The organism is Micromonospora sp. NPDC023888 (genome assembly GCF_040639415.1).
Classification (GTDB): Bacteria; Actinomycetota; Actinomycetes; order Mycobacteriales; family Micromonosporaceae; genus Micromonospora.
On the sequence record NZ_JBEZZW010000001.1, the window covers coordinates 202,171 to 226,987 of the forward strand.

20 protein-coding genes are annotated in these 24,817 nt (G+C 71.3%); 10 read left to right on the forward strand and 10 right to left on the reverse strand.

The features are described from left to right. Position 1 precedes the first annotated feature (1 nt). The 3 genes from AB0F61_RS00890 to AB0F61_RS00900 form a co-directional block, all read right to left on the reverse strand. Positions 2–1,375, reverse strand: a complete 1,374-nt coding sequence (locus AB0F61_RS00890) for a cellulose binding domain-containing protein (RefSeq protein ID WP_357801812.1) — start codon at positions 1,373–1,375, stop codon at positions 2–4. 235 nt (positions 1,376–1,610) lie between these two features. After that, on the reverse strand, positions 1,611–3,218 hold the full coding sequence (locus AB0F61_RS00895; RefSeq protein ID WP_357801814.1) for a cellulase family glycosylhydrolase: 1,608 nt from the start codon (positions 3,216–3,218) through the stop codon (positions 1,611–1,613). A 547-nt stretch (positions 3,219–3,765) separates the two neighbouring features. Next, positions 3,766–4,977, reverse strand: coding sequence for a DUF349 domain-containing protein (locus AB0F61_RS00900; RefSeq protein ID WP_357801815.1), 1,212 nt, complete (start codon positions 4,975–4,977; stop codon positions 3,766–3,768). A gap of 150 nt (positions 4,978–5,127) precedes the next feature. On the opposite strand from AB0F61_RS00900, the gene AB0F61_RS00905 reads away from it, so the two are divergent. The 3 genes from AB0F61_RS00905 to dapF are packed head-to-tail and all read left to right on the forward strand — an operon-like array spanning position 5,128 to position 7,677. After that, on the forward strand, positions 5,128–5,895 hold the full coding sequence (locus AB0F61_RS00905) for a class III extradiol dioxygenase subunit B-like domain-containing protein (protein WP_357801818.1): 768 nt from the start codon (positions 5,128–5,130) through the stop codon (positions 5,893–5,895). Further along, the gene (gene miaA / locus AB0F61_RS00910; protein ID WP_357801820.1) at positions 5,892–6,815 is read left to right on the forward strand and encodes a tRNA (adenosine(37)-N6)-dimethylallyltransferase MiaA; all 924 of its coding nucleotides are present in this window, start codon (positions 5,892–5,894) and stop codon (positions 6,813–6,815) included. Before AB0F61_RS00905 ends, miaA begins: the two co-directional genes overlap by 4 nt. A 7-nt stretch (positions 6,816–6,822) precedes the next feature. Further along, positions 6,823–7,677, forward strand: coding sequence for a diaminopimelate epimerase (gene dapF, locus AB0F61_RS00915; RefSeq protein WP_357801822.1), 855 nt, complete (start codon positions 6,823–6,825; stop codon positions 7,675–7,677). Between the two features lie 84 nt (positions 7,678–7,761). On the opposite strand, the gene AB0F61_RS00920 is transcribed toward dapF, so the two are convergent. After that, positions 7,762–9,228 (reverse strand): NAD-dependent malic enzyme, encoded by a 1,467-nt coding sequence (locus tag AB0F61_RS00920; protein ID WP_357801825.1) that lies wholly within the window; start codon positions 9,226–9,228, stop codon positions 7,762–7,764. A gap of 183 nt (positions 9,229–9,411) precedes the next feature. Here AB0F61_RS00920 and hflX point away from each other — a divergent pair, with 183 nt between their 5' ends. Together hflX and AB0F61_RS00930 are read left to right on the forward strand one after the other, a co-directional pair. Beyond that, a complete protein-coding gene (gene hflX, locus AB0F61_RS00925; RefSeq protein ID WP_357801827.1) occupies positions 9,412–10,866 on the forward strand; it encodes a GTPase HflX in 1,455 nt (484 codons plus the stop codon). 50 nt (positions 10,867–10,916) lie between these two features. Further along, complete coding sequence (locus AB0F61_RS00930) at positions 10,917–12,734, forward strand: hypothetical protein (RefSeq protein WP_357801830.1); 1,818 nt, start codon at positions 10,917–10,919, stop codon at positions 12,732–12,734. A gap of 67 nt (positions 12,735–12,801) precedes the next feature. Here AB0F61_RS00930 and lexA read toward each other — a convergent pair whose 3' ends face one another. Continuing rightward, complete coding sequence (gene lexA, locus AB0F61_RS00935; RefSeq protein WP_357801833.1) at positions 12,802–13,587, reverse strand: transcriptional repressor LexA; 786 nt, start codon at positions 13,585–13,587, stop codon at positions 12,802–12,804. 542 nt (positions 13,588–14,129) lie between these two features. On the opposite strand from lexA, the gene nrdR reads away from it, so the two are divergent. Next, the gene (gene nrdR, locus AB0F61_RS00940) at positions 14,130–14,630 is read left to right on the forward strand and encodes a transcriptional regulator NrdR (RefSeq protein WP_145784926.1); all 501 of its coding nucleotides are present in this window, start codon (positions 14,130–14,132) and stop codon (positions 14,628–14,630) included. 34 nt (positions 14,631–14,664) lie between these two features. Next, complete coding sequence (locus AB0F61_RS00945) at positions 14,665–17,562, forward strand: vitamin B12-dependent ribonucleotide reductase (protein ID WP_357801836.1); 2,898 nt, start codon at positions 14,665–14,667, stop codon at positions 17,560–17,562. A 185-nt stretch (positions 17,563–17,747) separates the two neighbouring features. Here the strand turns inward: AB0F61_RS00945 and AB0F61_RS00950 are convergent, their stop codons facing one another. Further along, the gene (locus tag AB0F61_RS00950; protein WP_357801837.1) at positions 17,748–17,888 is read right to left on the reverse strand and encodes a hypothetical protein; all 141 of its coding nucleotides are present in this window, start codon (positions 17,886–17,888) and stop codon (positions 17,748–17,750) included. Between the two features lie 40 nt (positions 17,889–17,928). Further along, positions 17,929–18,819 (reverse strand): bifunctional 5,10-methylenetetrahydrofolate dehydrogenase/5,10-methenyltetrahydrofolate cyclohydrolase, encoded by an 891-nt coding sequence (locus AB0F61_RS00955; RefSeq protein ID WP_357801839.1) that lies wholly within the window; start codon positions 18,817–18,819, stop codon positions 17,929–17,931. A 255-nt stretch (positions 18,820–19,074) separates the two neighbouring features. On the opposite strand from AB0F61_RS00955, the gene AB0F61_RS00960 reads away from it, so the two are divergent. Both AB0F61_RS00960 and AB0F61_RS00965 read left to right on the forward strand, forming a co-directional pair. After that, positions 19,075–19,644: a sigma-70 family RNA polymerase sigma factor gene (locus AB0F61_RS00960; protein WP_357801842.1), complete on the forward strand. Its 570-nt coding sequence runs from the start codon at positions 19,075–19,077 to the stop codon at positions 19,642–19,644. An 18-nt stretch (positions 19,645–19,662) separates the two neighbouring features. Continuing rightward, positions 19,663–20,628, forward strand: a complete 966-nt coding sequence (locus AB0F61_RS00965) for a CU044_5270 family protein (RefSeq protein WP_357801845.1) — start codon at positions 19,663–19,665, stop codon at positions 20,626–20,628. Here the strand turns inward: AB0F61_RS00965 and AB0F61_RS00970 are convergent. After that, positions 20,584–21,354 carry a hypothetical protein gene (locus tag AB0F61_RS00970; protein ID WP_357801848.1) on the reverse strand — a complete coding sequence of 257 codons (771 nt, stop codon included), beginning with the start codon at positions 21,352–21,354 and terminating at the stop codon, positions 20,584–20,586. The genes AB0F61_RS00965 and AB0F61_RS00970 overlap by 45 nt on opposite strands. A 143-nt stretch (positions 21,355–21,497) precedes the next feature. After that, the gene (locus AB0F61_RS00975) at positions 21,498–22,610 is read right to left on the reverse strand and encodes an FAD-dependent monooxygenase (protein ID WP_357801849.1); all 1,113 of its coding nucleotides are present in this window, start codon (positions 22,608–22,610) and stop codon (positions 21,498–21,500) included. Positions 22,611–22,751: 141 nt separating this feature from the next. Between AB0F61_RS00975 and AB0F61_RS00980 the strand changes: the two genes are divergently transcribed. After that, positions 22,752–23,687 (forward strand): DUF2332 domain-containing protein, encoded by a 936-nt coding sequence (locus AB0F61_RS00980; protein ID WP_357801852.1) that lies wholly within the window; start codon positions 22,752–22,754, stop codon positions 23,685–23,687. Positions 23,688–23,770: 83 nt separating this feature from the next. On the opposite strand, the gene AB0F61_RS00985 is transcribed toward AB0F61_RS00980, so the two are convergent. Then, positions 23,771–24,712, reverse strand: coding sequence for a MerR family transcriptional regulator (locus AB0F61_RS00985; protein ID WP_357801855.1), 942 nt, complete (start codon positions 24,710–24,712; stop codon positions 23,771–23,773). Between the last annotated feature and the right edge of the window lie 105 nt (positions 24,713–24,817).

The following is a 24,817-nucleotide window of genomic DNA, read 5'->3' on the forward strand; positions in this document are numbered from 1 at the left end:
CTCAGACGGTGATCCGGCCGGCGCCGGCGCCCGCGGTCACGATGGACTTGACGTTGCTCGCGGTGTCGAGCTGGTACGAGTACGGGATGGCTGCCACGCTGCCGCCGGTCTGCCCGGCGGGTGAGTTGACGAAGTGGTTGTTCCGGGCGACCAGACGGCCCGGCCCGGAGTCGGCCTCGCCCAGGTGGTACGTGTCGTTGACGTTCTCGAAGTAGTTGCCCTCGACGAGCACGCCGGCGTTCTCGGTGGAGGCCACGCCGTAGCCGCCGTTGGCCCGGTAGTAGTTGTTGAACACGTGCACCGGGTTGCCGAAGCGCACCCGGGGGTTGCGCTGCCTGCTCCCGTCGAACCAGTTGTGGTGGTAGCTCACCCGCAGGTGGCCGGTGTCCTGGGCGCCGTTGTCGTCGCTGTGGCCGAGCAGCATGGTCTTGTCGTGGTTGAAGACCCGGTTCCACGACACGGTGACGAAGTCCGATCCGCGCTTGATGTCGACCGCGCCGTCGTACCCGTTGCTGAAGGTGTTGTGGTCGATCCAGATGTTGGTGGCCGACTCCTGCACGTTTATCGCGTCGTCGTTCCAGTCCCGGAACGTCAGGTTGCGGATGATGACGTTGCGGTCACCGCTGACGTTGAGTCCGCAGCCGGCGATGGTGGCGCCGGAGTTGCCGAGGATGGTCTTGTTGGACCGGACCCGCAGCATTCCCGAGCAGGAGATCGTGCCGGACACCCGGATCACCGCCGCGCCGGTGGCGTTCAACGCGCTGGTCAGCGCCGAGGCGTTGGTGACGGTGGTGGTCGGTGCGCCGCCGCCGCCGGTGGTGCCGCCGTTCTGGGTGGCCCAGCCGACGAGACCTGTCGGTGGCGGGACGCTGGGCGGCGGATCGCTCGGGATCGGCGGGGTCGTCGGGGTGCCCGGGGTGCCCGGGGTGCCCGGAGTGGTCGGTGTGGTGGTGCCGCCGGTGCAGGCGACGGTGTTCAGGGTGAAGCTGGTCGGGTCGGGGTTGCTGGCGCTGTTCCAGCTCGCGTTGAAGCCGAACGAGGCGCTGCCGTTTGTCGCCAGGTTGCCGTTGTAGTCGACGTTGGCCGCGGAGACCTGGCTCCCGGTCTGCGAGAGGGTGGCGCCCCACGCCTGGCTGACCTGCTGCCCGGCCCCGTACGACCAGCGCAGCGTCCACCCGGAGACCGGGTCGCCGAGGTTGGTGACAGTGACGTTGCCGGTGAACCCGCCCGGCCACTGGCTGGCGACCGTGTAGGCGACCCGGCAGCCGGCGGCCGCCTGCGCGGAAACGGAGGTCAGCAGCCCGGCGGTGACGAGGCTGGCGGTGGCTGCGGCGGTGGTGGCGATCAGCGTCATTCGACGCCGTCCTGTGCGCATGCTGCTTCCTTTCGGTGTGGCGGACGGACCGTCGCGACGCCCATGCCCGTGGGCGGCGACATCGTGGCCGGGACCGGTGGTCCTCGGGCCCGCCGGTGCGATGACGTGAAGGAAAGCGGCTCCCGCGCTCGCGCCCGCCCTGCGGAGGCAAGCGCTTTCCCGATGGGAACATAGAAGTAGCTGGATGTAAATGGCCGGGACGGCCGATGCACACCGCATCGGCCGTCCCGGTGGTTCAGCAGCCGGCGCCGTTGAGCTTCACCGCACCCGGCGCGCTTGCGGTGCCGTTCGCGGTGAAGCCCACGGTGACCGACCCGCCCGCCGCCAGGGACGGGGCATGCCCCGGCGCGGCGGCGGTCACCGTCGTACCGGACTGGGAGACGGTGGCGTTCCAGCCACTGCCCAACGTCACCCCGGACGGCCAGGTCCAGGTGACCGACCACGGGTTCACCGCGGCGGAACCGGTGTTCTTCACCGTCAACTCACCCTGGAAGCCACCCTGCCAGGCGTTGACCTGCCGGTAGGTGGCCGTGCAGGCACCCGGCGGCGGGGTTGTCGGCCCACCGGTCGGTCCGCCGGTGGGTCCGCCGGTCGGTCCACCGGTCGGTCCGCCACCCGACGGGGCGATCAGGTACGGCTGGAGGATCGCCTGCTTCGTGGTGTTGACGTTCGTCCAGTCGTCAAGCGCGATGCCGCCGGTGTCACCCGAGTTGGGGTTCCACGACCAGTAGGTGAAGGACATGCCCGTCACCCCGGTGCCGGTGTACGCCATCAACTTCTCCAGCCACACCCGGTCCTTCGGGTCGGCCAGGGTGCTGCCGAACTCGCCCATCATGATCGGCGCGATGTTCTGCTTGTAGAGGTAACCGAAGTACTTGTCCCAGATGGCCGGCATGTTCGCCGGGTAGTCCGGGGCGTCGAACCAGGTCTGGTGGTAGACCGACGTGGCGTACTCGTGCGGCGAGTAGACCAACCGGTTGGCCACGTTCAGCCGCACCGGGAACTGGCCGGCCTTCGACAGGTTGCCGCCCCACCAACCGCAGTCCTCGTCGTTGCTCGGGTCGTTGTCCCAGACGTTGGAGAGACCACCACTCGGGCAGCTCACCCCCTCGACGAAGATCAACCAGTTGGGCTGGACGCCGAGGATGGCGTTGCCGGCCCGCTCGGCGGCGAGCCGCCAGTCCCGGGTGGTGTCGCCGCAGCCCCAGCACGCGCCGGTGGCCGCCGGGTTGGTGCCCTCGGCGTGCGGCTCGTTGTGCAGGTCCGCGCCGATCACCGTGGGGTTGCCCGCGTACCGCTGGGCGAGCATCTTCCAGTCGTTGATCCAGGTCGCCTCGGAGACCGTCGACGTGTACCACAGCGGCGACTGCCCGGCCGACGTCGGCCGGTGCCGGTCCAGGATGATCCGCATCCCCTTGCTGCCGGCGTAGTCGATCACCTTGTCCAGGATCTGCAACGGCGAGAGCCCGATCAGGTCCGGGTTGACGAAGTCGTTGATCCCGGTGGCGGTCGCGCCCGGCTTCAGCGCGTCGTTCGAATACGGCACCCGCAACGTGTTGTAGCCCAGCCGGGCCATCGTGTCGAGCTGCCCCCGCCACGGGTTGCTCGACCACAACCCGTGGAAGGTCTTGTTGTCGGTCTCCATGCCGAACCAGTTGATCCCGGTCAACCGGACGGTGGCACCGGTGCTGTCCACGATCTGACTGCCGTTGGTGTGCAGGTAGCCGGTGCCGGTGCCAGCGGCGACGGCCGGGCTGGTGCTGACGGCGGTGGCGATGAACACGCCAGCCGCAACGGTGGCGAGCGCGGTAAGCGCACCGCCGAGAGCTTTCGGACGGAACATTCGAGCTCCACTTCGGATGCCCGGCGTCGTCGGGCGACGACGCCGGCAGGCGGCCGTCCGCACGTCACGGTCCCCCAGGGGTACGCGGACAGTGCGCGACGGCCCATGTCACGCGGACGTGGTCACTCGCGGAGGCTCACCGGCGACCCTCGACGGCGGATGTTCCGCCCTCGTCGCCCTCGTGCCGGTGGCCCTACCTGGCTCCGTCGCTCATTCTGATCAGCCCACCTCGATGCGTCAACCTGCGCGCCGCCCACCCGCTCGCGCTGGCCGCTCGCGCTGCCCGGCCCGCGCCGCGCTCCGGGTCTCTCAGGACCGTGCTCGTCCTCAAGATCCGCGCAACATCAGGGATTTTGCTGTCTCACGGGCGTCGGAGGCAGCAACATCCGGGTACTTGCGCGGATCTTGACGCGGGCGCGGGCGCGGGTGCGAGCGCGCGGCGCGGGCGCGGGCGGCGGGCGCGCGGGCACGGTGCGCGACGCGGGGTCCTGACACGCCGGAGCCCCCGGTCCCGTCGAGGGACCGGGGGCTCCCGGACGACGTCAGCTCAGCCGGCTGCCTGCTCGGCGAGCTGGAGGAACTGCCGCTTGGCGGCGAGCGCCTGCTCGGCGTCCTTGATCCGGCGTGCGTCCCCGGCGCTCTGGGCCCGGGCCAGCCGTTCCTCGGCCTCCGCCACCTGCGACCGCATCTGGGCGAGCAGCGGGTTGTCCTCCTTGGTGGTGCGGCGCCACGCCGAGTCCATCACGTCGCGGACCTTGTCGTCGATGACGCGCAGCCGACGCTCCAGCCCGGCGGCTGCCTCGCGGGGCACCCGGCCGGCCTCGTGCCACTGTGCCTGGATCTCCCGCAGCTTGGCCTGGGCGCCCTTCGGGTCGGCGTCGATGTCCAACGCCTCGGCCTCGGCGAGCAGGGCCTGCTTACGCTCCAGGTTGCCGCGCTGCTCGTTGTCCCGTGCGGAGAAGACCTCACTGCGCCTGCTGAAGAAGGCGTCCTGCGCGCCCCGGAACCGTTCCCAGAGCTTCTGCTCGGCCTCCTTGGAAGCCCGCGGCGCGGCCTTCCACTGGGTCATCAGGTCCTTGAGCTGGTTGGCGGTCGCGGCCCAGTCGGTGGATTCCGAAAGCTTCTCCGCCTCGGCGACCAGCTCCTCCTTGACCGTCTGCGCCTGCTTACGCTGGGAGTCCAGCGAGGCGAAGTGGGCGCCCCGGCGTCGGGTGAAACCGTCCCGGGCGGCGGCGAAGCGCTTCCACAGCTCACCGTCGGCCTTCTTGTCGACCCCACGGATGGTCTTCCACTCGTCGAGGATCTCCTTGAGCCGGTCCCCGGCGGTCTTCCAACCGGTGGACTCGGCGGCGAGCTTCTCGGCCTCCTCGACAAGCGCGGTCTTGCGGGCCAGGGCTTCGCCGCGAGCGGCGTCCCGGGCAGCGCGCGCCTCGCCGGCCTTCTCCTCGGCGAGGGTGGCCAGCTTGTCCAGGCGAGCGGCAAGCGCGTCGATGTCGCCGACCACGTTGGCCTCGGGCAGCGTGGCACGGATCCGCCGGATCGTGCTCAGCGAGTGCCCGGCGTCGGCCGCACCCGACTTGAGACGCGCTTCGGTCAGGTCCACCTCGGTCACCAGATCGGCGAAGCGGCGCGCGAAGTGTGCCAGGCCCTCCTCCGGTGCTCCCGCCTGCCAGGATCCGACAACCCGCTCGCCCTCGGTGGTCTTGACGTACACGGTGCCGTCCGCGTCCACCCGTCCGAAGGCAGTCCAGTCGCTCATGTGCCCATCCTCGTTCTCCCGGCGTCGAGGGATCGATCCCCCGCCGCCGCCACGGCGCAGCCAAGTTGCTTCCGGCATTGTCACAGGTCCGACCCGGTCCGCGTCGAGCGCCTATCGCCGACCGTGACCATACGGTGTCCTAGGGGCCGAATGACCGGATCGGCGCGGAGACGCACCGACGATTCCCGCTACGGTAAATGGGTGCCCCTGGTCGCCGCTGCCGTCTGCCCACATCCGCCCCTGCTCGTGCCCGAGGTGGCCGGCTCCGCGGCCCCCGAGCTGGACGACCTGCGGGCGGCCTGCGACAGGGCCGTACGCCGGTTGCTTGCCGTCGACCCGGACACCGTGGTGCTGCTCGGCACCGGCCCGGTGACCGGCCCGATCCACACCCCGGCCACCGGTTCCCTCCAGCCGTGGGGTGTCGACCTGGACGTGCCGCTGGTCCCCGGCCAGCCCGACCGGGGTGCGGTGCTGCCGTTGAGCCTGACCATCGGCGCGTGGTTGCTGGCCCGGCACGACGCGCGAGCGCCGGTGACCGCCGTGCAGGTGGCCGCCGACGCCGGCCCGGCCGAGCTGGCTGCGCTCGCGGACGAGATCGGCGTCGCGGGTGACCGGGTGGCGTTGCTGGTGCTCGGAGACGGGTCGGCCTGCCGGGGCGAGAAGGCCCCCGGCTACGACGACCCGCGCGCCCTGCCGTACGACGAGCGGGTCGCCACGGCCCTGGCCGAGGCGGACCTGGAGGTTCTGCTCGACCTCGACCCGGTGGTGTCGGCGGAGCTGAAGGCCGCCGGGCGCGCGCCGTGGCAGGTGCTCGCCAGGGCGGCCGGCTCGGCCGACGGCGGGTGGCGCGGCGAGTTGCTGCACGACGCGGCCCCCTACGGCGTCGCCTACTTCGTGGCCTCCTGGGAGCGGGTGTGACAAGCGACGCGGGGGCCACTGTCGTCGCCGTGGTCGGCCCGACCGCGGCCGGCAAGTCGGCGCTGAGCATCGCGTTGGCGCACGCGTTGGACGGTGAGGTGGTCAACGCCGACTCGATGCAGCTCTACCGGGGCATGGACATCGGCACCGCCAAGCTGACCCCCGCCGAGCGGGAGGGGGTGCCGCACCACCTGTTGGACATCTGGGAGGTCACCGAGCCGGCGAGCGTCGCGGAGTACCAGCGGCTGGCACGCGCGGCGGTGGACGACATCCTGGCCCGGGGGCGGGTGCCGCTGCTGGTCGGTGGGTCCGGGCTGTACGTGCGGGCGGTGCTTGAGCGTTTCGAGTTCCCCGGCACCGACGCGGCGCTGCGCGAGCGGCTGGAACGGGAGTTGGCCGAGGTCGGCCCGGCGCCGCTGTACGCGCGGCTGCGCGCCGCCGACCCGGTGGCCGCCGAGGGCATCCTGCCCGGCAACGGTCGGCGGATCGTCCGCGCCCTGGAGGTGATCGAGCTCACCGGCGCGCCGTTCGCGGCGTCGCTGCCGCAGCCGACGCCGTACTACCCGTCCGTGCAGCTCGGCGTCGACCTGGACACCGCGCTGCTGGACGAGCGGATCGCCCTGCGGGTCGACCGGATGTGGGCCGACGGTCTGGTGCCGGAGACCCGTGAGCTGGTCGGGCGGGGGCTGCCCGAGGGGCGGACGGCGAGTCGGGCGCTGGGCTACCAGCAGGTGCTGCGGATGCTCGCCGGTGAGCTGACCGAGGCGCAGGCGCACGACGAGACGGTCCGGGCCACCCGGCGGTTCGTCCGCCGGCAGCGGTCCTGGTTCCGGCGCGACCCGCGGATCCACTGGCTGGACTCGGCCGCGCCGGACCTGATCGGGGCCGCCCTGCGTCTGGCGCCGGCCGCTGCGCGATGATGGAGGCGTGGAGTTCACCAAGGGCCACGGCACCGGCAACGACTTCGTCCTCCTTCCCGACCCGGACGGTCAGCTCGACCTGACCCCGGAGCTGGTCGCGGCGCTCTGCGACAGGCGGCGGGGCATCGGCGCGGACGGCGTGCTGCGGGTGGTCCGGGCGGCCAAGCACCCGGACGGCGCGGGGCTGGCCGGCGAGGCCGAGTGGTTCATGGACTACTGGAACGCCGACGGTTCGTTCGCCGAGATGTGCGGCAACGGTGCCCGCGTGTTCGTGCGCTACCTGCTCGACGCCGGGTTGGCCACGCCGGCCGGCGCGGCGCTGCCGGTGGCCACCCGGGCCGGCGTCGTGCGCGCGCTGGTCGAGGGTGACGCCGTGTCCGTCGAGATGCGCCGCCCCCTGGTGTACGACACGTCGACAGCCACCCTGGGCGGGCTGACCCTGCCGGGCACCGCTGTGGATCTTGGAAATCCGCACCTGGTGTGTGTCCTGCCGGCCGGCGTGGAGCTGTCCGCGCTGGACCTGACGGTCGCCCCCGGGTTCGACCCGACGGTCTTCCCCAGCGGGGTGAACGTGGAGTTCATCGTGGCGGGCGACCCGGTCGACGCCACCGACGCGCACAGCCTGATGCGGGTGTACGAGCGCGGCAGCGCCGAGACCCTGTCCTGCGGCACCGGTGCGTGCGCGGTGGGCGCGGTGGCCCTGCGCGACGCCGGCCGGGACACCGGAGTGGTCGCCGTGGACGTGCCCGGCGGTCGCCTCACGGTGACGGTCACGGCGGACTCCTGCTGGCTGTCCGGCCCCGCCGTCCTGGTGGCCACCGGCGAGGTCGACCTCTCCACCCTGACCCGCCACCCGGCCTGACCCGGCACCCGGGTTGATCAAGAGGTTCGCGTCAGGAACTACGCGGATCCTGACGCGAACCTCTTGATCAACAGGGGGAGTGCGTCACGGGGCGGCGCTGGCGTTCGCCGCGATCTCGGGGAGGTCCGCCGGGCCGGGGTCGGCTGCCGGGAGTGGGCTGGGGTTGTGCGCGGCGGCGCGGACGGCGGCGGCGACCGCCGGTGCGACCCGGGGGTCGAAGACGCTCGGCACGATCACCGTCGGGTTGATCTTGTCTTCGCCGACCACGTCGGCGATGGCCCGGGCAGCCGCGATCGCCATCTCCTCGGTGAACTCCTCGGCGTGCGCGTCGAGCATCCCGCGGAACACGCCCGGGAAGGCGAGCACGTTGTTGATCTGGTTCGGCTGGTCCGAGCGGCCGGTGGCGACCACGGCGGCGTGCTTACGCGCCTCCCGCGGGTCGACCTCCGGGTCCGGGTTGGCGAGCGCGAAGACGATCGAGTCCTTGGCCATCTGGGCGATGTCGTCGCCGGTGAGCAGGTTCGGCGCGCTCACCCCGATGAACACGTCGGCACCCCGGATCGCGCCCGGCAGGTCGCCCGAGTAGTTCTCCCTGTTGGTGTTGTCCGCCAGCCACTGCCACGCCGAGTTGAGCCCGGTCAGCCCACGGTGCAGGGCGCCCTGCCGGTCGTACGCGATGATGTCGCCGACGCCCTGGCGCAGCAGCAGCTTCATGATCGCGGTGCCGGCCGCGCCGGCGCCGGAGACGACCACCCGGACGTCCTCAAGCTGCTTGCCCACCACCCGCAGCGCGTTTGTCAGCGCGGCCAGCACGCAGATCGCGGTGCCGTGCTGGTCGTCGTGGAACACCGGGATGTCCAGCGCCTCGCGCAGCCGCGCCTCGATCTCGAAGCAGCGCGGCGCGGCGATGTCCTCCAGGTTGATCCCGCCGTACGCCGGCGCGATCGCCTTCACGATCTGCACGATCTCGTCGGTGTCCTGGGTGTCCAGCACCACCGGCCAGGCGTCCACCCCGCCGAAGCGCTTGAACAGCGCGGCCTTGCCCTCCATCACCGGCAGCGAGGCGGCCGGACCCAGATTGCCCAGGCCGAGCACCGCCGAGCCGTCGCTGACCACCGCGACGGTGTTGCGCTTGATGGTCAGTCGACGGGCGTCCGCCGGGTTCTCGGCGATGGCCATGCAGACCCGGGCCACCCCCGGGGTGTACGCCCGGGACAGCTCGTCGCGGTTGCGCAGCGCGACCTTCGACGTCACCTCGATCTTGCCGCCCAGGTGCAGGAGGAACGTCCGGTCCGACACCTTGCGCACGTCCACGCCGTCAAGCGCGGTGAGCGCGTCGACCACCTGGTCGGCGTGGCCGGCGTCGGCGGTGTCGCAGGTCAGGTCGACGATCACGTTCGTCGGGTCGGAGTCCACCACGTCCAACGCCGTGACGATCGCGCCGGCCTCGCCCACGGAGGTGGTGAGCCGGCCGATCGAGGACGCGTCCGCGGTCACGGCGATCCGGATGGTGATCGAAAATCCGGCGCTCGGCAGTCGGGTGATGGCCACGGGATCCCTCCGTCACGGCTGTGCGGCCGGTCGGCCGCCGCCCGCATTTCTACCGGGTTGTCGCAGCCGACCAGCATTCGCCCCCACTTTTGGCGACCCTGAGCATGGGCATATAGCGGGTGCGTTCGGCGTTGTGTCATGTCAGGATTACGTTCCACTTATCAAAACGGACAGGAGAACCGCTTGCGAGACCAGGAGAGCTTTGTCCCCGTCGAGGACGAGCTCGACGACGTCACCACCGGCGAGATGGAGCTGTCGGAGCGACAGTCCCTCCGACGCGTCCCGGGCCTGTCAACCGAGCTCACCGACGTCACCGAGGTGGAATACCGCCAGCTGCGGCTGGAGCGGGTCGTCCTGGTCGGCGTCTGGACCGAGGGCACGGCTGCCGACGCGGAAAACTCGCTCACCGAGCTCGCCGCGCTGGCCGAGACCGCCGGTTCGCAGGTGCTCGAAGGGCTCATCCAGCGCCGCAGCCGACCTGACCCGGCCACGTACATCGGCCGCGGCAAGGTCGACGACCTCGGCGCGGTGGTGCTGTCCAGCGGCGCCGACACGGTCATCTGTGACGGTGAGCTGTCCCCGTCGCAGCTGCGCAACCTGGAGCAGCGCACCAAGGTCAAGGTCGTCGACCGGACCGCGCTGATCCTCGACATCTTCGCCCAGCACGCCAAGAGCAAGGAAGGTAAGGCCCAGGTCGAGCTGGCCCAGCTCGAATACCTGCTGCCCCGACTGCGTGGTTGGGGTGAGACGCTCTCCCGGCAGACCGGTGGTTCCGGCCGTGGTGGCGGCGCCGGCGGCGGTGTGGGTGTGCGTGGTCCCGGTGAGACCAAGCTGGAGACCGACCGGCGGCGTATCCGCCACCGCATCTCCCGGCTGCGCCGCGAGATCAAGAGCATGCGCACGGTACGCGTCACGAAGCGCGCCCGACGCAGCCGTAACTCCATCCCCGCCGTGGCCATCGCCGGCTACACGAACGCCGGCAAGTCCAGCCTGCTCAACCGGTTGACCGGCGCGGGCGTGCTGGTGGAGAACGCGCTGTTCGCCACACTGGACCCGACCACCCGTAAGGCGACCGCCTCGGACGGCCGGCTCTACACCCTCTCCGACACCGTCGGTTTCGTCAGGCACCTGCCGCACCAGATCGTCGAGGCGTTCCGTTCGACGCTTGAGGAGGTCGCGGAGGCGGATCTGGTGGTGCACGTCGTCGACGGCACCCACCCGGATCCGGAGGAGCAGGTCCGGGCGGTCCACACGGTGCTCGCCGAGGTGAGCGCGGAGCGGCTTCCCGAGTTGCTCGTGGTCAACAAGACCGACGCGGCCGACGAGGACACTCTGCTGCGGCTCAAGCGGCTCTGGCCGGACGCGATCTTCGTCTCCGCGCACTCCGGGCGGGGCATCGACGAGCTGCGCGCGGCGATCGAGGAGCGGCTGCCGCAGCCGGCCGTCGAGGTCCGGGCTGTCCTGCCGTACGACCGGGGTGACCTGGTGTCCCGGGTGCACCGCACTGGGGAGGTGCTCAGCACGTCGCACCTGCCGGAGGGCACCCTGCTACATGTCCGCGTCGCCGCGGACCTGGCAGCGGAGCTGGCGCCGTTCGACGTCGAGCGACAGGGGCAGGCGGCCGGCAGCCGCTCCTGAGCGGCCACGGTGTCATCCGCCGGAAACGCGTGGCATGCGACACTGGCCGAATGCGCCGCGTTGTTTCCTCGGTCACGGTTGCCCTCGGCCTGCTCGGGGCAACCGTGGCGCTCGCCGGAGTCGCCGCAGCGGCTCCCGCCCCCGGGTCGTCCGAGCCGCCCGCCGCCACCGCCGGTCAGAAGCGGTGCACGATCGCCGACGAGCGGCTGCGGGAGCTGTCCGGTCTGGTCGCGACCAAGAGTGGCTACATCGTCATCAACGACAGCACCGAGCTCACGGCACGCGAGCGGATCTTCTTCCTCGACACCAAGTGCAAGCTCTCGAAGGAACCGGTCCGGTACCCGGGGGAGGGCCCGGTCGACACCGAGGATCTCGCCCTTTCCAAGGACGGCAACACGCTGTGGATCGCCGACACCGGTGACAACGCCGACGAGAAGGAGCGCCGCACCCGCGTCGCGCTCTGGTCGATGCCGGTCACCGGTGCCCGGCAGCCGACGCAGCACCGGATCTCGTACCCCGAGGGCAAGCCGCACGACGCCGAGGCGTTGCTCATCGGCGACGACGGCAAACCGCTGATCATCACGAAGGTCACGAGCGGCAAGGCCGAGATCTACGCGCCGACGGCAGCGCTGCGCGGCGGCGACGCCGAGGCGGTGCCGATGCGCAAGGCCGGCGAGATCACGCTGCCGAAGACACAGACGGAGAACCCACTCAACACGTTCGGCCGGATCGCCATCACCGGCGCGGCCCGGTCCCCGGACGGCTCCCGGGTGGTCCTGCGCACCTACGCGGACGCCTTCGAGTACGACGTGAGCGGCGGTGACATCGTCGGCGCGCTCACCACCGGCAAACCCCGGGTGACGGCGCTGGCGGACCCGTTCGGCGAGGCCATCAGCTACACCACGGACGGCAAGTCGTTCCTGACCGTCTCCGACGCGTTCCAGTTCGCCGACGACGAGGCCCTCGACATCCTCAGCTACACGCCGTCCACCTCGACCACTGTGCCGCTGGCGGCGGGGGCGGGGGGCGTCAAGCAGGCGTCCTCGACGTCCTGGACCGCCGGCCTGGACTTCGACGACATCACCTATCTGGTCGGCGCGGTCGGGTTGATCGGCCTGCTGCTTGTCGGTGCGGGCATCGTCGGCATCGTCCGGGCCCGCCGGCGGTTGCCGGCCGCTGACGCGTCGGAGACGTCGGACCAGGACGGCGAGCCGTTCAACCCGCGTACCGGCCGTGCGCCCGATGGGCCCCCAGCGGCGGGTGACCGTAAGGGCGGTGTCTACGGTGGCGGCGCGCCGGCGGGCGCCTACGGCGGCGGCCCGGGTCGCGGTGGCCCGACTCCGGCGGGTGGTGCCGTGTACGGCGGTGGCCGACCGGCCGCGGCCGACGGTGGCTACGGATCGGCGCGACCGGACGGCGGCGCTGCCGGTGTGTACGGCGGCGGTCGTCCCCCGGCGGGTGGCGGCGGTCGTCCTCCGGTCGGTGGCGGCGGTCGTCCTCCGGTCGGTGGTGGCGCTCGTCCTTCGGCGGCTGGCGGCGGTCGCCCTCCGGCCGTTGGTGGTGGTCGCCCCCAGGGCGGCGGTCGCCCTCCGGTGGCTGGTGGCGGTCGTCCCCAAGGTGCTGGCGGTGGCCGTCCGCAGGGTGCCGGTGGTGTGCCACCGGGCGGCGGCGGTCGCCCGGGCGGCGGCGTGTACGGCGGTGACGGCGGCCCACCCGGCACCGGTCGTGCGGAACCGCCCCGACGCGGTGGGCAGGAGCCCGACCCCCGGGGCCAGCGACCCGGCCGTCGCCGTGACGACGACGCGCCCGTCGACCCGTACGGGCAGTATCCCGGGGGCGGTCGTGGCCACCGGGGCGACCGTTACTGACGGGGCCTTCAGCGCCCCCTGACAGCCGACGCGGGTGAGCGCCTTTGGGCACTCACCCGGCGGTCGGTCAGATGCGGCGCAGCACCGCCACGACGCGGCCCATGATGGTGGCGTCGTCACCGGGGATCGGGTCGAAAGCCGGGTTCTGTGGCATCAGCCAGACGTGCCCGTCGCGCCGCCGGTAGGTCTTGACCGTCGCCTCGCCGTCGAGCATGGCGGCCACGATCTCGCCCGAGTCGGCTGTCGGCTGCTGCCGGACGACCACCCAGTCGCCGTCGCAGATCGCCGCGTCGAGCATCGAGTCGCCCTTGACCTGGAGCATGAAGACCTCACCCTCGCCCACCAACTCGCGGGGGAGCGGGAAGATGTCCTCCACGGCCTGCTCGGCGAGGATCGGCCCACCGGCGGCGATCCGACCGAGCATCGGCACGTACGCCGGGGTCGGTCGTTGGGCCCGGGACAGCTCGTCGTCGATGGCCTCGCTGGGGGCGCGGACGTCCACCGCGCGCGGCCGGTTGGGGTCGCGGCGCAGGAAACCCTTCTTTTCCAGCTCCTTGAGCTGGTAGGCGACGCTGGACGGCGACACCAGGCCGACCGCCTCGCCGATCTCCCGGACGCTCGGCGGGTAGCCGTGCCGTTCCACCCAGTTGCGGATGAACTCCAGGATGCGGCGCTGCCGGGCGGTCAGGTCGACCGTCGTCGGGTCGGGGAAGGCGCTGACGACCGGGGTGACCGGGCGCACGGCGGGCTGACCCGTCCGGCTGCGCGCGGCGCTGCGGCGTCGGGTGGCCGGGGGGCCCGCCTCGGTGATCTGCTGCGGGCTCTTCGGCCGGCTGGCCCGGTCCTCGGTCACGTCCGTCCTCCCTGGTCGGCGCTGGGTGCCTCGTCGGCTCGTGGTGCGTGCGGTGGTGCCACGTTGTTCATGACCGTATAGGTGAGATCGGTCATTTTCAAACATCTGTACGACCTCTCACCGGCGTGTCGGGGTGAAAAACGGCTCCCGTCGTACGGATGTTCTGATAAATGGTACGTCGGATAGCACTGGTGTTCGATCCTCGACCGTTTTCCGGGCTACTCCGGCCGGCCGGTCGGTAACCCGGGCGAGGTCTCGACGTTGGGGTTTTCGGACATGTCGGCGGGTGTGGATGACCGGATGGTCCGTGACGCGCCGGACACGCCGGCCAACTTGACCCGGCTTCCCCGGCGACATACGGTCGACCCCTAGATGTAGTAGTGACACGGGCGTAAGTTGCCCACAGGTTGGGTTCGACTACCGACCGCACTCCCGTAACGTCGATCACGGCGGGCGTCATCCGAGGATGGCACCGTCGCGGTGAGCCGTGCCCGGGGGTGCTCGGTACGGGTCGCAGTTGATCATTTTCAAGGAGGTGCGCGATGCGGTGTCCGTACTGCCGACACGCTGACTCCCGGGTGGTCGACTCGCGGGAGGCCGACGACGGCCAGCTCATTCGACGGCGGCGGTCCTGCCCGGAGTGCGGCAAGCGGTTCACCACTGTCGAGGAGGCGGTCCTCGCGGTCGTCAAGCGCAGCGGGGTGACCGAGCCGTTCAGCCGGACGAAGATCATCGGCGGGGTGCGCAAGGCGTGCCAGGGCCGGCCGGTGGACGACGACTCCCTCGCGCTGCTCGCGCAGCGGGTGGAGGAGAGCGTCCGGGCCAAGGGGGCCGCCGAGATCCCCAGTCACGAGGTTGGCCTGGCGATCCTGGGCCCGCTGCGCGACCTGGACGAGATCGCCTACCTGCGGTTCGCCAGCGTCTACCGCTCCTTCGACTCGCTCGCCGACTTCGAGCGCGAGATCGAGACGTTGCGGGCTGCTGCCCGCGCCCGGGAGCAGGGCCGGGCCGACGCGGTTGAGGCCGCGGGCCGTACCAGCTGAATCTGCACAGTTTTTCGAGAGATTGGGACGCGCGGTGGGTGACCGCGCAGACGAGGGGGGCGACGGCGTGACAACTAGCCGTTCACGGAGCAAGGCAGGCGCGGGGCTGAAGATCGACAGGGTGTGGACGACCGAGGGGGTCCACCCGTACGACGACGTCGCGTGGGAGCGCCGCGACGTCGTGATGACGAACTGGCGGGACGGCTCGATCAACTTCGAGCAGCGGGGCGTCGAGTTCCCGCAGTCGTGGAGCGTCAACGCGGCAAACATCGTCACCACGAAGTACTTCCGGGGCGCGGTGGGGACCCCGGAGCGGGAGTGGTCGCTCAAGCAGTTGATCGACCGGGTGGTCACCACCTACCGCACCGCTGGTGAGGAGTACGGCTACTTCGCCAGCCCGGCGGACGCCGAGATCTTCGCCCACGAGTTGACCTGGATGCTGCTGCACCAGGTGTTCAGCTTCAACTCGCCGGTCTGGTTCAACGTCGGCACGCCGTCGCCCCAGCAGGTGAGCGCCTGTTTCATCCTGGCCGTCGACGACTCGATGGACTCGATCCTCGACTGGTACAAGGAGGAGGGGCTGATCTTCAAGGGCGGCTCCGGCTCCGGGGTCAACCTGTCGCGGATCCGCTCGTCGCGTGAGCTGCTCTCCTCCGGCGGCACCGCCTCGGGCCCGGTCAGCTTCATGCGCGGCGCGGACGCCTCGGCCGGCACCATCAAGTCCGGCGGCGCGACCCGCCGCGCGGCCAAGATGGTCATCCTCGACGTGGACCACCCGGACATCGAGGAGTTCGTGGTCACCAAGGCGCGCGAGGAGCACAAGATCCGCGCGCTGCGTGACGCCGGGTTCGACATGGACCTCGGCGGCTCCGACATCGTCAGCGTGCAGTACCAGAACGCCAACAACTCGGTCCGGGTCTCCGACGAGTTCATGGCAGCCGTGGAGAACGGCGGCGGTTTCGACCTGCGCGGCCGGCTGGACGGCTCGGTGATCGACACCGTCGACGCCAAGAAGTTGTTCCGCACCATCTCCCAGGCCGCCTGGGAGTGCGCCGACCCGGGCCTGCAGTACGACGACACGATCAACGACTGGCACACCTGCCCGGAGACGGGCCGGATCACCGCGTCGAACCCGTGCTCGGAGTACCTGCACCTGGACAACTCCTCGTGCAACCTGGCCTCGCTCAACCTGATGAAGTTCCTCCGCGCCGACGGTGGCTTCGAGGTGGAGAAGTTCGTCAAGTCCGTCGAGTTCGTCATCACCGCGATGGACATCTCGATCTGCTTCGCGGACTTCCCGACCGAGAAGATCGGTGAGACCTCCCGCGCCTACCGGCAGCTCGGCATCGGCTACGCCAACCTGGGCGCGCTCCTGATGGCCACCGGCCTGCCGTACGACTCGGAGCAGGGCCGTTCGGTCGCCGCGTCGATCACGTCGCTGATGACCGGCACCGCCTACCGCCGCTCCGCCGAGCTGGCCGGAGTGGTCGGCCCGTACGACGGCTACGCCCGCAACGCCGAGCCGCACAAGCGGGTCATGCGCAAGCACGCCGCCGCGAACGACGAGATCAAGCCGACCAGCCCGGTGGCCACCGCGATCGTCCGTGAGGCGACCAAGCAGTGGACCCAGGGCAACAAGATCGGCGACAAGTTCGGCTGGCGCAACGCCCAGGCCAGCGTGCTCGCCCCGACCGGCACCATCGGCTTCATGATGGACTGCGACACGACCGGTGTGGAGCCGGACCTGGCGCTCGTCAAGTTCAAGAAGCTGGTCGGCGGCGGCTCGATGCAGATCGTCAACCAGACGGTGCCGCGCGCCCTGCGCAGCCTCGGCTACCCCGAGGAGCAGGTCGAGGCGATCGTCGAGCACATCGCCGACCACGGCCACGTGGTGGACGCCCCGGGCCTCAAGCCGGAGCACTACCCGGTCTTCGACTGCGCCATGGGTGAGCGGACGATCGCCCCGATGGGTCACGTGCGGATGATGGCGGCCATCCAGCCGTTCGTCTCCGGCGCCATCTCCAAGACGGTCAACATGCCGGAGGCGGCCACCGTCGAGGACGTCGAGAAGATCTACTTCGAGGGCTGGAAGCTCGGCCTCAAGGCGCTGGCGATCTACCGGGACAACTGCAAGGTCGGCCAGCCGCTCTCGGTGGCCAAGTCCAACAAGGCCACCGAGCCGGCCGCCGTCGAGGCCGCGCCGGTCGCGGTGGAGAAGGTCATCGAGTACCGGCCGGTGCGTAAGCGCCTGCCGAAGAAGCGCCCGTCCGAGACGGTCAGCTTCTCCGTCGGCGGTGCCGAGGGCTACCTCACCGCGTCGTCCTACCCGGACGACGGCCTCGGCGAGGTCTTCCTGAAGATGTCCAAGCAGGGCTCGACCCTGGCCGGCGTGATGGACGCCTTCTCGGTGGCCATCAGCATCGGCCTGCAGTACGGCGTGCCGCTGGAGACGTTCGTCAGCAAGTTCACCAACATGCGCTTCGAGCCGGCCGGCATGACCGACGACCCGGACGTGCGGATGGCGGCCTCGGTGATGGACTACATCTTCCGTCGCCTGGCGCTCGACTTCCTGCCCTACGAGCGCCGCGCCGAGCTGGGCATCTTCACCGCGTCCGAGCGGGCCGCCCAGTTGCGGGCCGAGGCCGACGCGGAAGCCGCCGCCGTCACCGGCGCCGAGCTGACCGCGATGGCGTCCTCCGCTCCGGTGGAAGCCCCGGCCAAGGCGGAGGCCGTCGCCCAGCCGGCCCAGGAGATGGCCGACGTGGCCGCCGCCAAGCCGGCGCCGAGCGTGGGTTCCAGCACCGAACTGCTGGAGGCCGTGATCGGCAAGGCCGCCGACGCGCCGCTCTGCTTCACCTGCGGTACGAAGATGCGCCCGGCCGGTAGCTGCTACGTCTGCGAGGGCTGCGGCTCCACCAGCGGCTGCAGCTGACGTACGCGAAACGCGGCGCTGCCCCGACTTCCCTCACCGGAGGTCGGGGCAGCGCCGTTTCCGGGTCCCCTGGAGGCTCGCGCGGGAGGGCATGTTGTCGTTGGCCGTGATGCCTGTGAGTCATCTTGATGACTCACAGGCATCACGCTCGTCAGGGTGTTGCGCTGTGGGCTGCCAGCTGAGGATCAGCGGTCTTCGTCGCCTTCGGTCAGGCGGGCCATCGGCTCAGGGAAGCCGGGGCGGCGGGTGATCTGCAGTACCCGCTGCCGCGACACGTTGAACAGGGCGGCCAACTCGCCAGGCCCGTACAAGCGCGGTCGCTTCACGGCCTGAAGGTAAGCACAACTCAAACTTGACGATCGCTACTTACAGCTCGGCGGCGCGCACGGCGTTGCGGAACAGCATCGCGACGGTGGTCGGACCGACCCCGCCGACCCGGGGCGTGATGGCGCCGGCGACCTCGGCGCACGCTTCGTCCACGTCCGGTAGGAGCCGCCGCCCTTCGTAGCGGACGCCGGCGCCGATGACGACGGCGCCGGGCTTGACGTGCTCGGGCCGAACGATCCCGGGTACGCCGGCGGCGGCGACGAGAATGTCGGCGCGGCGGGTGTAGCGGGCCCAGTCGGGCACGCCGGTGTGTACGACGGTGACGGCGGCGTTGGCGGTCGGGCGCTTCTGGGCGAGCAGCATCGCCAGGGGGCGGCCAAGGGTGGCACCGCGGCCGAGGATGACGACCTCACGACCGGCGACGGGGATCTCGTAGTACGCCAGGAGGGCTTCGATGCCCGCGGGGGTGCACGGCAGCGGGCCGGGCAGGCCGACGGCGAGACGCCCCATGTTCAGCGGGTGCATGCCGTCGACGTCCTTGTCCGGGTCGATGGTCTGCAGCGCCGCGTCGTAGTCCAGGTGCCCCGGCACGGGGTACTGCACCAGCAGTCCGTGCACGGCCGGATCGGAGTTGAACCGGGCGATGGCCTGGTGCAGATCGGCCTGGCTGACGGTGGCAGGCAGGTGCACGTGCGGGGAGGCGAACCCGAGCGCGGCGGCCTGACGCTGCTTGATGGCGATGTAACCGGCGCTGGCGTCGTCGTCGCCGACGAGAATGGTGGCGAGGCTGGGTGTGATCCCGCGGTCGCGCAGGCGGGCGGCAGCGGCGGCGGTCTCGGCCAGCACGGCTTCGGCGACGGGTGCGCCCGGCAGGAGCCGGGCGGTGCCGGACGGGGTGTGGTGCTCTGCGGATTCGCTGGTCGTGGTCATGATGATCCCTCGACGCAGGCGCCCAGGCGGTCGACGCCCGCGAGAGGCTCCCCGATGGTTCCACCATCCCCGTGCCGCCAGTCGCCGGTGCTTCGATAATGCCGCATCACCAGGGCGGCTGCCCAACTGACCAGCAGTGCCGCCTGCGGAGCCGGGCGGGCAGGTACGCGGACAGGTGCTCGTGTCGGACCTTCGGTAACACCCGCGCTCCGACCGACGAAGAAGGGGTGTGAAGGCTACGAGAGAGGACAGCCTGTGAGTGAGCCCAGCGCAGTGGAGGGTGACATCTCCGGCATCGGAGCCGATCCGGTGGCCTTCGAGGTCTTCTACCGGCGGCACCTGGAGGCGGTGGGCCGGTTCGTGGCACGGCGGGTCGACGACCCACACCTCGCCGCCGACCTGACCGCCGACGTGTTCCTGGCGGTGATCGAGTCGGCGGCCGGCTACCGGCCGGACCGGGGTAGCCAGGTCGGCTGGCTGTACGGGGTGGCTCGCCACGTCATCGGCGACGAGCGGCGTCGGGCGGCCCAACGGCTGCGGGTGACCGGCCGTCTGGCCGGACGACGGGACCTGGGCCCCGATGACATCGCCCGCATCGAGGAGCGGATCGACGCCGAGTCGGCGGCCCGCCACACCTATCGGGCGCTGAGCGAGCTACCCGAGGGCACCCGAACGCTCGTCGAACTCGTCGCCGTGGACGGCCTCACCGTCGCGGAGGCGGCGACCGTGCTCGGGGTGTCGCCGGTCGCTGCTCGAGTCCGCCTGCATCGGGCCCGTCGCGTCGTCCGCGCCGTGCTCGCCCGCCCGGCCACCACACTCGCCTGATGAGACGGAGCTGACACCATGCACAAGATCGAAGAGTCGCCGCAGGGTTTCGAGGAGCAGCTCCTGCGGGACCTGACCGCCCACGTCGCCCGACGGGCCGAGCTGGCTTCGGCGGCCAGTCCCGCCAAACTCCGTACCCGGTTCCTGCGCGGTTGGCGCCTCGCCGGAGCGTTCGGCCTGGCGGTCACACTGACCGCCGGTGCGCTGGCGGTCCAGACCATGAGGGTGGGCGACCGACCGCCGCCCACGGCAACCGCGTCGGAGATCCTCCGGATGGCGGCCGACGCCGCCCGACAGCAGCCCGAGCTCACCGCCCGACCCGACCAGTACGTCTTCACGGAAAGCCTGGCGACGATACGGGACCTGCCGGACAGCGGCCCTTACCAGACCATACGGAACCAACTGTGGCAGTCGGCCGGCGGAGTCGCGTACACGCGGGCACGCTACCGACCGGAGAGCGACCCGAACGGTTGGGGCGAGCTGAAGGTGCTCCGCATGGGCGATGCCGCCGATCCCACGAAGGAACTCGACGCGTTCCAGCCGCCCGCGTACCACGGCGACCTGCCCTCCGATCCGGACGAGCTGCTTCGATACCTTCGGGAACACCCGGTCGACCTGCATCTCCCCGAAGGAGCCGATGAGGAGGCCGTCTACGGGGACGAGAGCATGGCGTACACCACCGCGCGGTGGATGCTCGACGGCTACGTGCCGCCGCGAGCGCTTGCGGCGCTGTTCGAACTGCTGGCACGGGAGCCCGGAGCGGTCGTCATATCGGGCGACGTGGTGGACGCCGCCGGTCGACATGGGGTGGCGATTCGGATGCCCGGCGTGATCGGTGGTAACGAGGACTTCCTCTTTGACCGGGACACCCACGTCTTCCTCGGCCGCCGGGGGTCGGTGGTGCGCAACGGCAAGGAGTCCCTGCACACGGCCGTCGCGCTACTCCGCATCGCCATCGTCGACCGGCCGGGCCAGTTGCCCTGAGCGGTGCTGGTGCGTCGCGGCCTGCCGCCAGGACTGAGCTGTCGACTGGTCGTAGTAGCGGGTGAACCCACAACCCCAGGCGATGGCATCGTCGAGCGGAGATCCTCCGGGACGAGGCTGACGAGGCCCACCGCTGACAAGCAACCGCGATCCGACCGCGTACGAGGTGAAGGTCTCTGCCGTGGGGTCGTGCGTTCCCGTCACGGGCGGGGCCATGTCCACAGTGACGCGCGATGCTGTGCCAGCCGAGAACCACTCGCCGACGGTGAAGGTGACTCCCACGAGGTCCAGCCTGTCGACGCCCGGACGGTTGGTGCGGGCTGGTCCGATGGTGGCCACGACACCGTCGAACGCGAACGCTCGACTGGCGAGGGTCTCCGGGGTGAATACCTCCACACAGCTCGCCGCGCCACTGTCCGGCAGTGGCCCGGACCGATCCTTCGTCGGGTTGTCCCCGTCGGTCGCCAGGGAGCCGGACAGAGCCGTCCGGCTCCGCCCGTCGGCAGAGTCGTTTCCGCCAGTCGTTCCCGCACCGACGAAGTCCATGGCGACAACGCCGCCGCCAAGCGCGAGGGCTGTCGCCGCAGCAGCACCGAAGAGCCTGACGTGCCGCCTCCTGCGCTGTGCCGATCTGGCCGCGCGAAGCAGATGGTCCACCGGCGCGGGCCCGACGGGTACACGGTCCGCGAGCCGTTCGAGCAGTCGGCCGGCTTCCTCGTCGTTCATCCGTGACACCCTCCGCGCAGGCCGGACAGTCGGATTCGGCCGCCCCTCCTTAGACGGGCTACCGGCCGCTTTGGATCCACAACAGTCAGCTCCGCCCACCACGAGGAGTCGAGGCGGAGGGGCAGCGCCCTGCGACGGCGGGTTCAGGGCTGGGTGAACAGCGGGCCGTAGTTCGAGCGGAACATCCGCTCACCCAGGCGGCGCATCACCAGGTCGCGGAGCGCGGGCGGGAGCCCGGTGGCCTTGTCGCGGCGGTGGGTCTGGCTGAGCACCCAGTCGGTACGCGGACGTCGCCGCGCCTCAAAGCCGCGCACCGCGTCCGCGACGGAGTCGGCGTCGGCCAACGACGACGCGAGCACGACCGCGTCCTCCAGGGCCATCGCCGCGCCCTGGGCCATGTTCGGCGAGGTGGCGTGGGCGGCGTCGCCGATCAGCAGCACCGGCCCGCGGGACCAGGAGTCGAGCATGACCTCCTGGTTCGGCCCGGCGTGCAGGGTGCTGTCGTCGTGGTCGAGGGCCTTGAGCATGGTGGCGACCGGCTCGGTGAACGTGGCGGCCACCTCGTCGCGCCAGCCGGGCCGGTCGGCCACCGGGCCGTCGTTGTAGTAGCAGTACGTCAGCTCGGCGCTGATCGGGATCGTCAGGAACTGCCGCCCGCGCGCCAACTGCACCGACCAGACCGGCTCGGCGTCGATGCGGGGGGCGATCCACCGGTACGCGTACTGGCCGAGGTCGCGGGCCGCCGGGCCGTCGAAGGCGAGCCGCCGGACCGTCGAGTTCACTCCGTCGGCGCCGAGCACCAGGTCGTACCGTTGGGTGCTGTCGTCGTCGAACTCGACGGCGACCTGGTCGCCTTCCGTGCGCATTGCGACCGGCTGGCGGCCCCAGCGGATCGGGGTGCCCGCGACACCGGCGAGCATCGCCCGGTGCAGTTGTGCCCGGGGCAGCGACACGCACGGCCCGACGCCCTGCCACAGCGCGGCCACGTCGATGTCGAAGAGGCGGCGTCCGCGCTGGTTGGCGCTGCGCTGCCGGGTGATCTCCACGGCGACGTCGGCGACCGGCTCCCGCAGACCGAGGACGTCGAGCATGCGCGTCGCGTTGCCGGTGAGGTAGATGCCGGTGCCGGAGTCGGTCGGCCCGGGTGCCCGCTCGACCACGTCGATCGTCGCGCCCCAGTCCCGCAACGCGGCCACCGTCGCCAGCCCGGCGACACCGCCGCCGACGATCAGTACCCGGACACCGTCACCCCGCACGACATGTACCTCCCCGTTGCCTCTGCCGGCCGGCTGAGCTGCTGCTCAACGTTCCGGCCGCCGCAGCACTCTACGAGGTGGGTGAGTCGACGCACGGAAACGGGGGCTGAACGGCCGGGGAATGGCTGAGACGATGAGGGCATGACGACCGCCGAGGCGTACGTGGAATTCGGCAGCCGCGAGGCGCGTGGGGTGTCGCCCACCTACGAGCGTCTGTCGGGTGCCGTCGCCCAGGACGCCGCCCTGCTGACCCTGCTCGACACGCTTCCGCCCGGCAAAAGGCAGCCGAATCTGTTGTTCGGCGTCGTGCGCTGGCTCGGCGGCCCGGTCGACGACCCGGTCGCGTTCCACGACTACACGGTGACGCACTGGCCGGCCGTCGCGGCGGAGATGCGCACCCGGGCCACCCAGACCAACGAGAGCGGCAGGTGCGCGGTCCTGCTGCCGGTGCTCGCCGCGCTGCCGCAGCCCCTCGCCCTGTTGGAGGTCGGGGCGTCCGCCGGGCTCTGCCTCTACCCCGACCGGTACGCGTACCGCTACGGCGAGCACGAGGTCGGCTCCGGCGAGCCGGTCCTGGAGTGCGCGGCCAGCGGATTGGTGCCGCCGGCGCGCGTACCCCGGGTGGTGTGGCGGGCCGGCCTGGACCTCAACCCGCTCGACGTGACCGACCCCGGCGACGTGTCCTGGTTGGACGCCCTGATCTGGCCGGAGCACGCGCACCGGCGGGCCCGGCTGCGTGCCGCGGCGGGGGTCGCCGCCGCCGACCCTCCGCTGCTGGTCCGCGGTGATCTGGTGGACGACCTGCCGGCGCTGGCCGCCCGCGCGCCGGCCGGTGCGACGCTTGTGGTCTTCCACACGTCGGTGCTCTACCAGGTGCCGCCGCCGCACCGGGAGGCGTTCGTCCGGCTGGTCCGTGAGCTGCCGGGGCACTGGATCGCGAACGAGGCACCGGAGGTGCTGCCGTACGACGGGTTGCCCGACCCGCCGAACGACGCGCTGCACAACGTCCTCGCGCTCGACGGTGAGCCGCTGGCCTGGACCCGGGGGCACGGCCAGGCGATGACCTGGTTCGCCTGAGCGCCGAGCGACCCCGTCAGCCGACACCGACACCGACACCGACACCGACACCGGCACCGGCACCGGCACCGGCATCCGGCAGCTCAGCGAGCCGGATCCGGCATCCGGGCACCCACGGCTCGGATGAACCAGTCCACCGCCGGCGCGACCGCGTCGCCGCTCGACCAGCCGTTGATCACCGACAGCAGGTCGAGGTAGCGGTCCCGGCGGGGATCGTTCGCCATCCTCAGCCGGTCCAGCAGCCGGCGGCGCAGGTCGGCGTCGTCGGGAAGGTCGTGCAGGCGCGCGTACCGATCGGTGACCGCCGTGACCACCGGCTCGGCCTCGGGTCCGGTCGGATCGAGGCCGGCAGCCAGGGCGTCGGCCACCCCGTCCCGGACCACCGCGACGGCGTCGGGGCGGGGCAAGCCGGGCACGTCGTGGTCGGCGGCGTGCTGCCGCACCATCCGTCGCATGCTCGCCCGGAAGGTGGGCTCCCGGCACAACTCGGCCAGCTCCAGCCACGCCTGCACCTGCTCGGTGCTCGGGTCCTCGGGTAGCTCCGGGGTCATCGAGACGACGGCGCCCCGGTACGGGTGCTTGTCGTCCGGGCCCTCGAAGACGGTCGCCAGGAAGTCGCCCACCAGGTGTCCCCGCTCACGCGCGGTGAGCCGGGCCAGCCGGTGCAGGTCGTCCACCTCCGCCGGGCCCGATCCGCGTCGCGCCGCCACGGTGAGCACCGCCTGGCGCAGCCGCAGCACCCGGATCTGCACCGCCAGCGCCTCGGCGTGCGCCGCGGCCACCTCGGGCAGAGCTACTTCGCGGTCCACCACCCGACGGATGGTGGACAGGTCCACACCCAGATCGCGCAGCGTTCGGACCAGGTCCAGCCGGGCAACCGCCTCGGCGTCGAAGAGGCGATAACCGGTCGGGCTCCGGTCCGTCGGTGGCACGATGCCGCAGTCGGCGTAGTACCTGATGGTCTTGACGCTCAGGCCGGTCCGTCGGGCCAGGTCGCCGATCGGGTACCGCACTTCACCGCTCATGCCCCCACCCTGCGGTCTCCCCCCGGTGGAGACTCAAGCCCCGGCCGGACCGGTCAGGAACGCCGCGACCGATGCGGTCTCCTGCGTGCTCGTTCCGGCGATCGA

What these genes read in the sequence shown, in the direction of transcription:
- AB0F61_RS00980 (WP_357801852.1), top strand. Translation starts at nt 22,752, where the DNA reads ATGACGACCGCCGAGGCGTACGTGGAATTCGGCAGCCGCGAGGCGCGT.
- nrdR (WP_145784926.1), top strand. Translation starts at nt 14,130, where the DNA reads ATGCGGTGTCCGTACTGCCGACACGCTGACTCCCGGGTGGTCGACTCG.
- AB0F61_RS00970 (WP_357801848.1), bottom strand. Translation starts at nt 21,354, where the DNA reads ATGAACGACGAGGAAGCCGGCCGACTGCTCGAACGGCTCGCGGACCGT.
- AB0F61_RS00900 (WP_357801815.1), bottom strand. Translation starts at nt 4,977, where the DNA reads ATGAGCGACTGGACTGCCTTCGGACGGGTGGACGCGGACGGCACCGTG.
- AB0F61_RS00985 (WP_357801855.1), bottom strand. Translation starts at nt 24,712, where the DNA reads ATGAGCGGTGAAGTGCGGTACCCGATCGGCGACCTGGCCCGACGGACC.
- AB0F61_RS00895 (WP_357801814.1), bottom strand. Translation starts at nt 3,218, where the DNA reads ATGTTCCGTCCGAAAGCTCTCGGCGGTGCGCTTACCGCGCTCGCCACC.
- AB0F61_RS00955 (WP_357801839.1), bottom strand. Translation starts at nt 18,819, where the DNA reads ATGACCACGACCAGCGAATCCGCAGAGCACCACACCCCGTCCGGCACC.
- AB0F61_RS00930 (WP_357801830.1), top strand. Translation starts at nt 10,917, where the DNA reads ATGCGCCGCGTTGTTTCCTCGGTCACGGTTGCCCTCGGCCTGCTCGGG.
- AB0F61_RS00905 (WP_357801818.1), top strand. Translation starts at nt 5,128, where the DNA reads ATGACCGGATCGGCGCGGAGACGCACCGACGATTCCCGCTACGGTAAA.
- AB0F61_RS00890 (WP_357801812.1), bottom strand. Translation starts at nt 1,375, where the DNA reads ATGCGCACAGGACGGCGTCGAATGACGCTGATCGCCACCACCGCCGCA.
- AB0F61_RS00965 (WP_357801845.1), top strand. Translation starts at nt 19,663, where the DNA reads ATGCACAAGATCGAAGAGTCGCCGCAGGGTTTCGAGGAGCAGCTCCTG.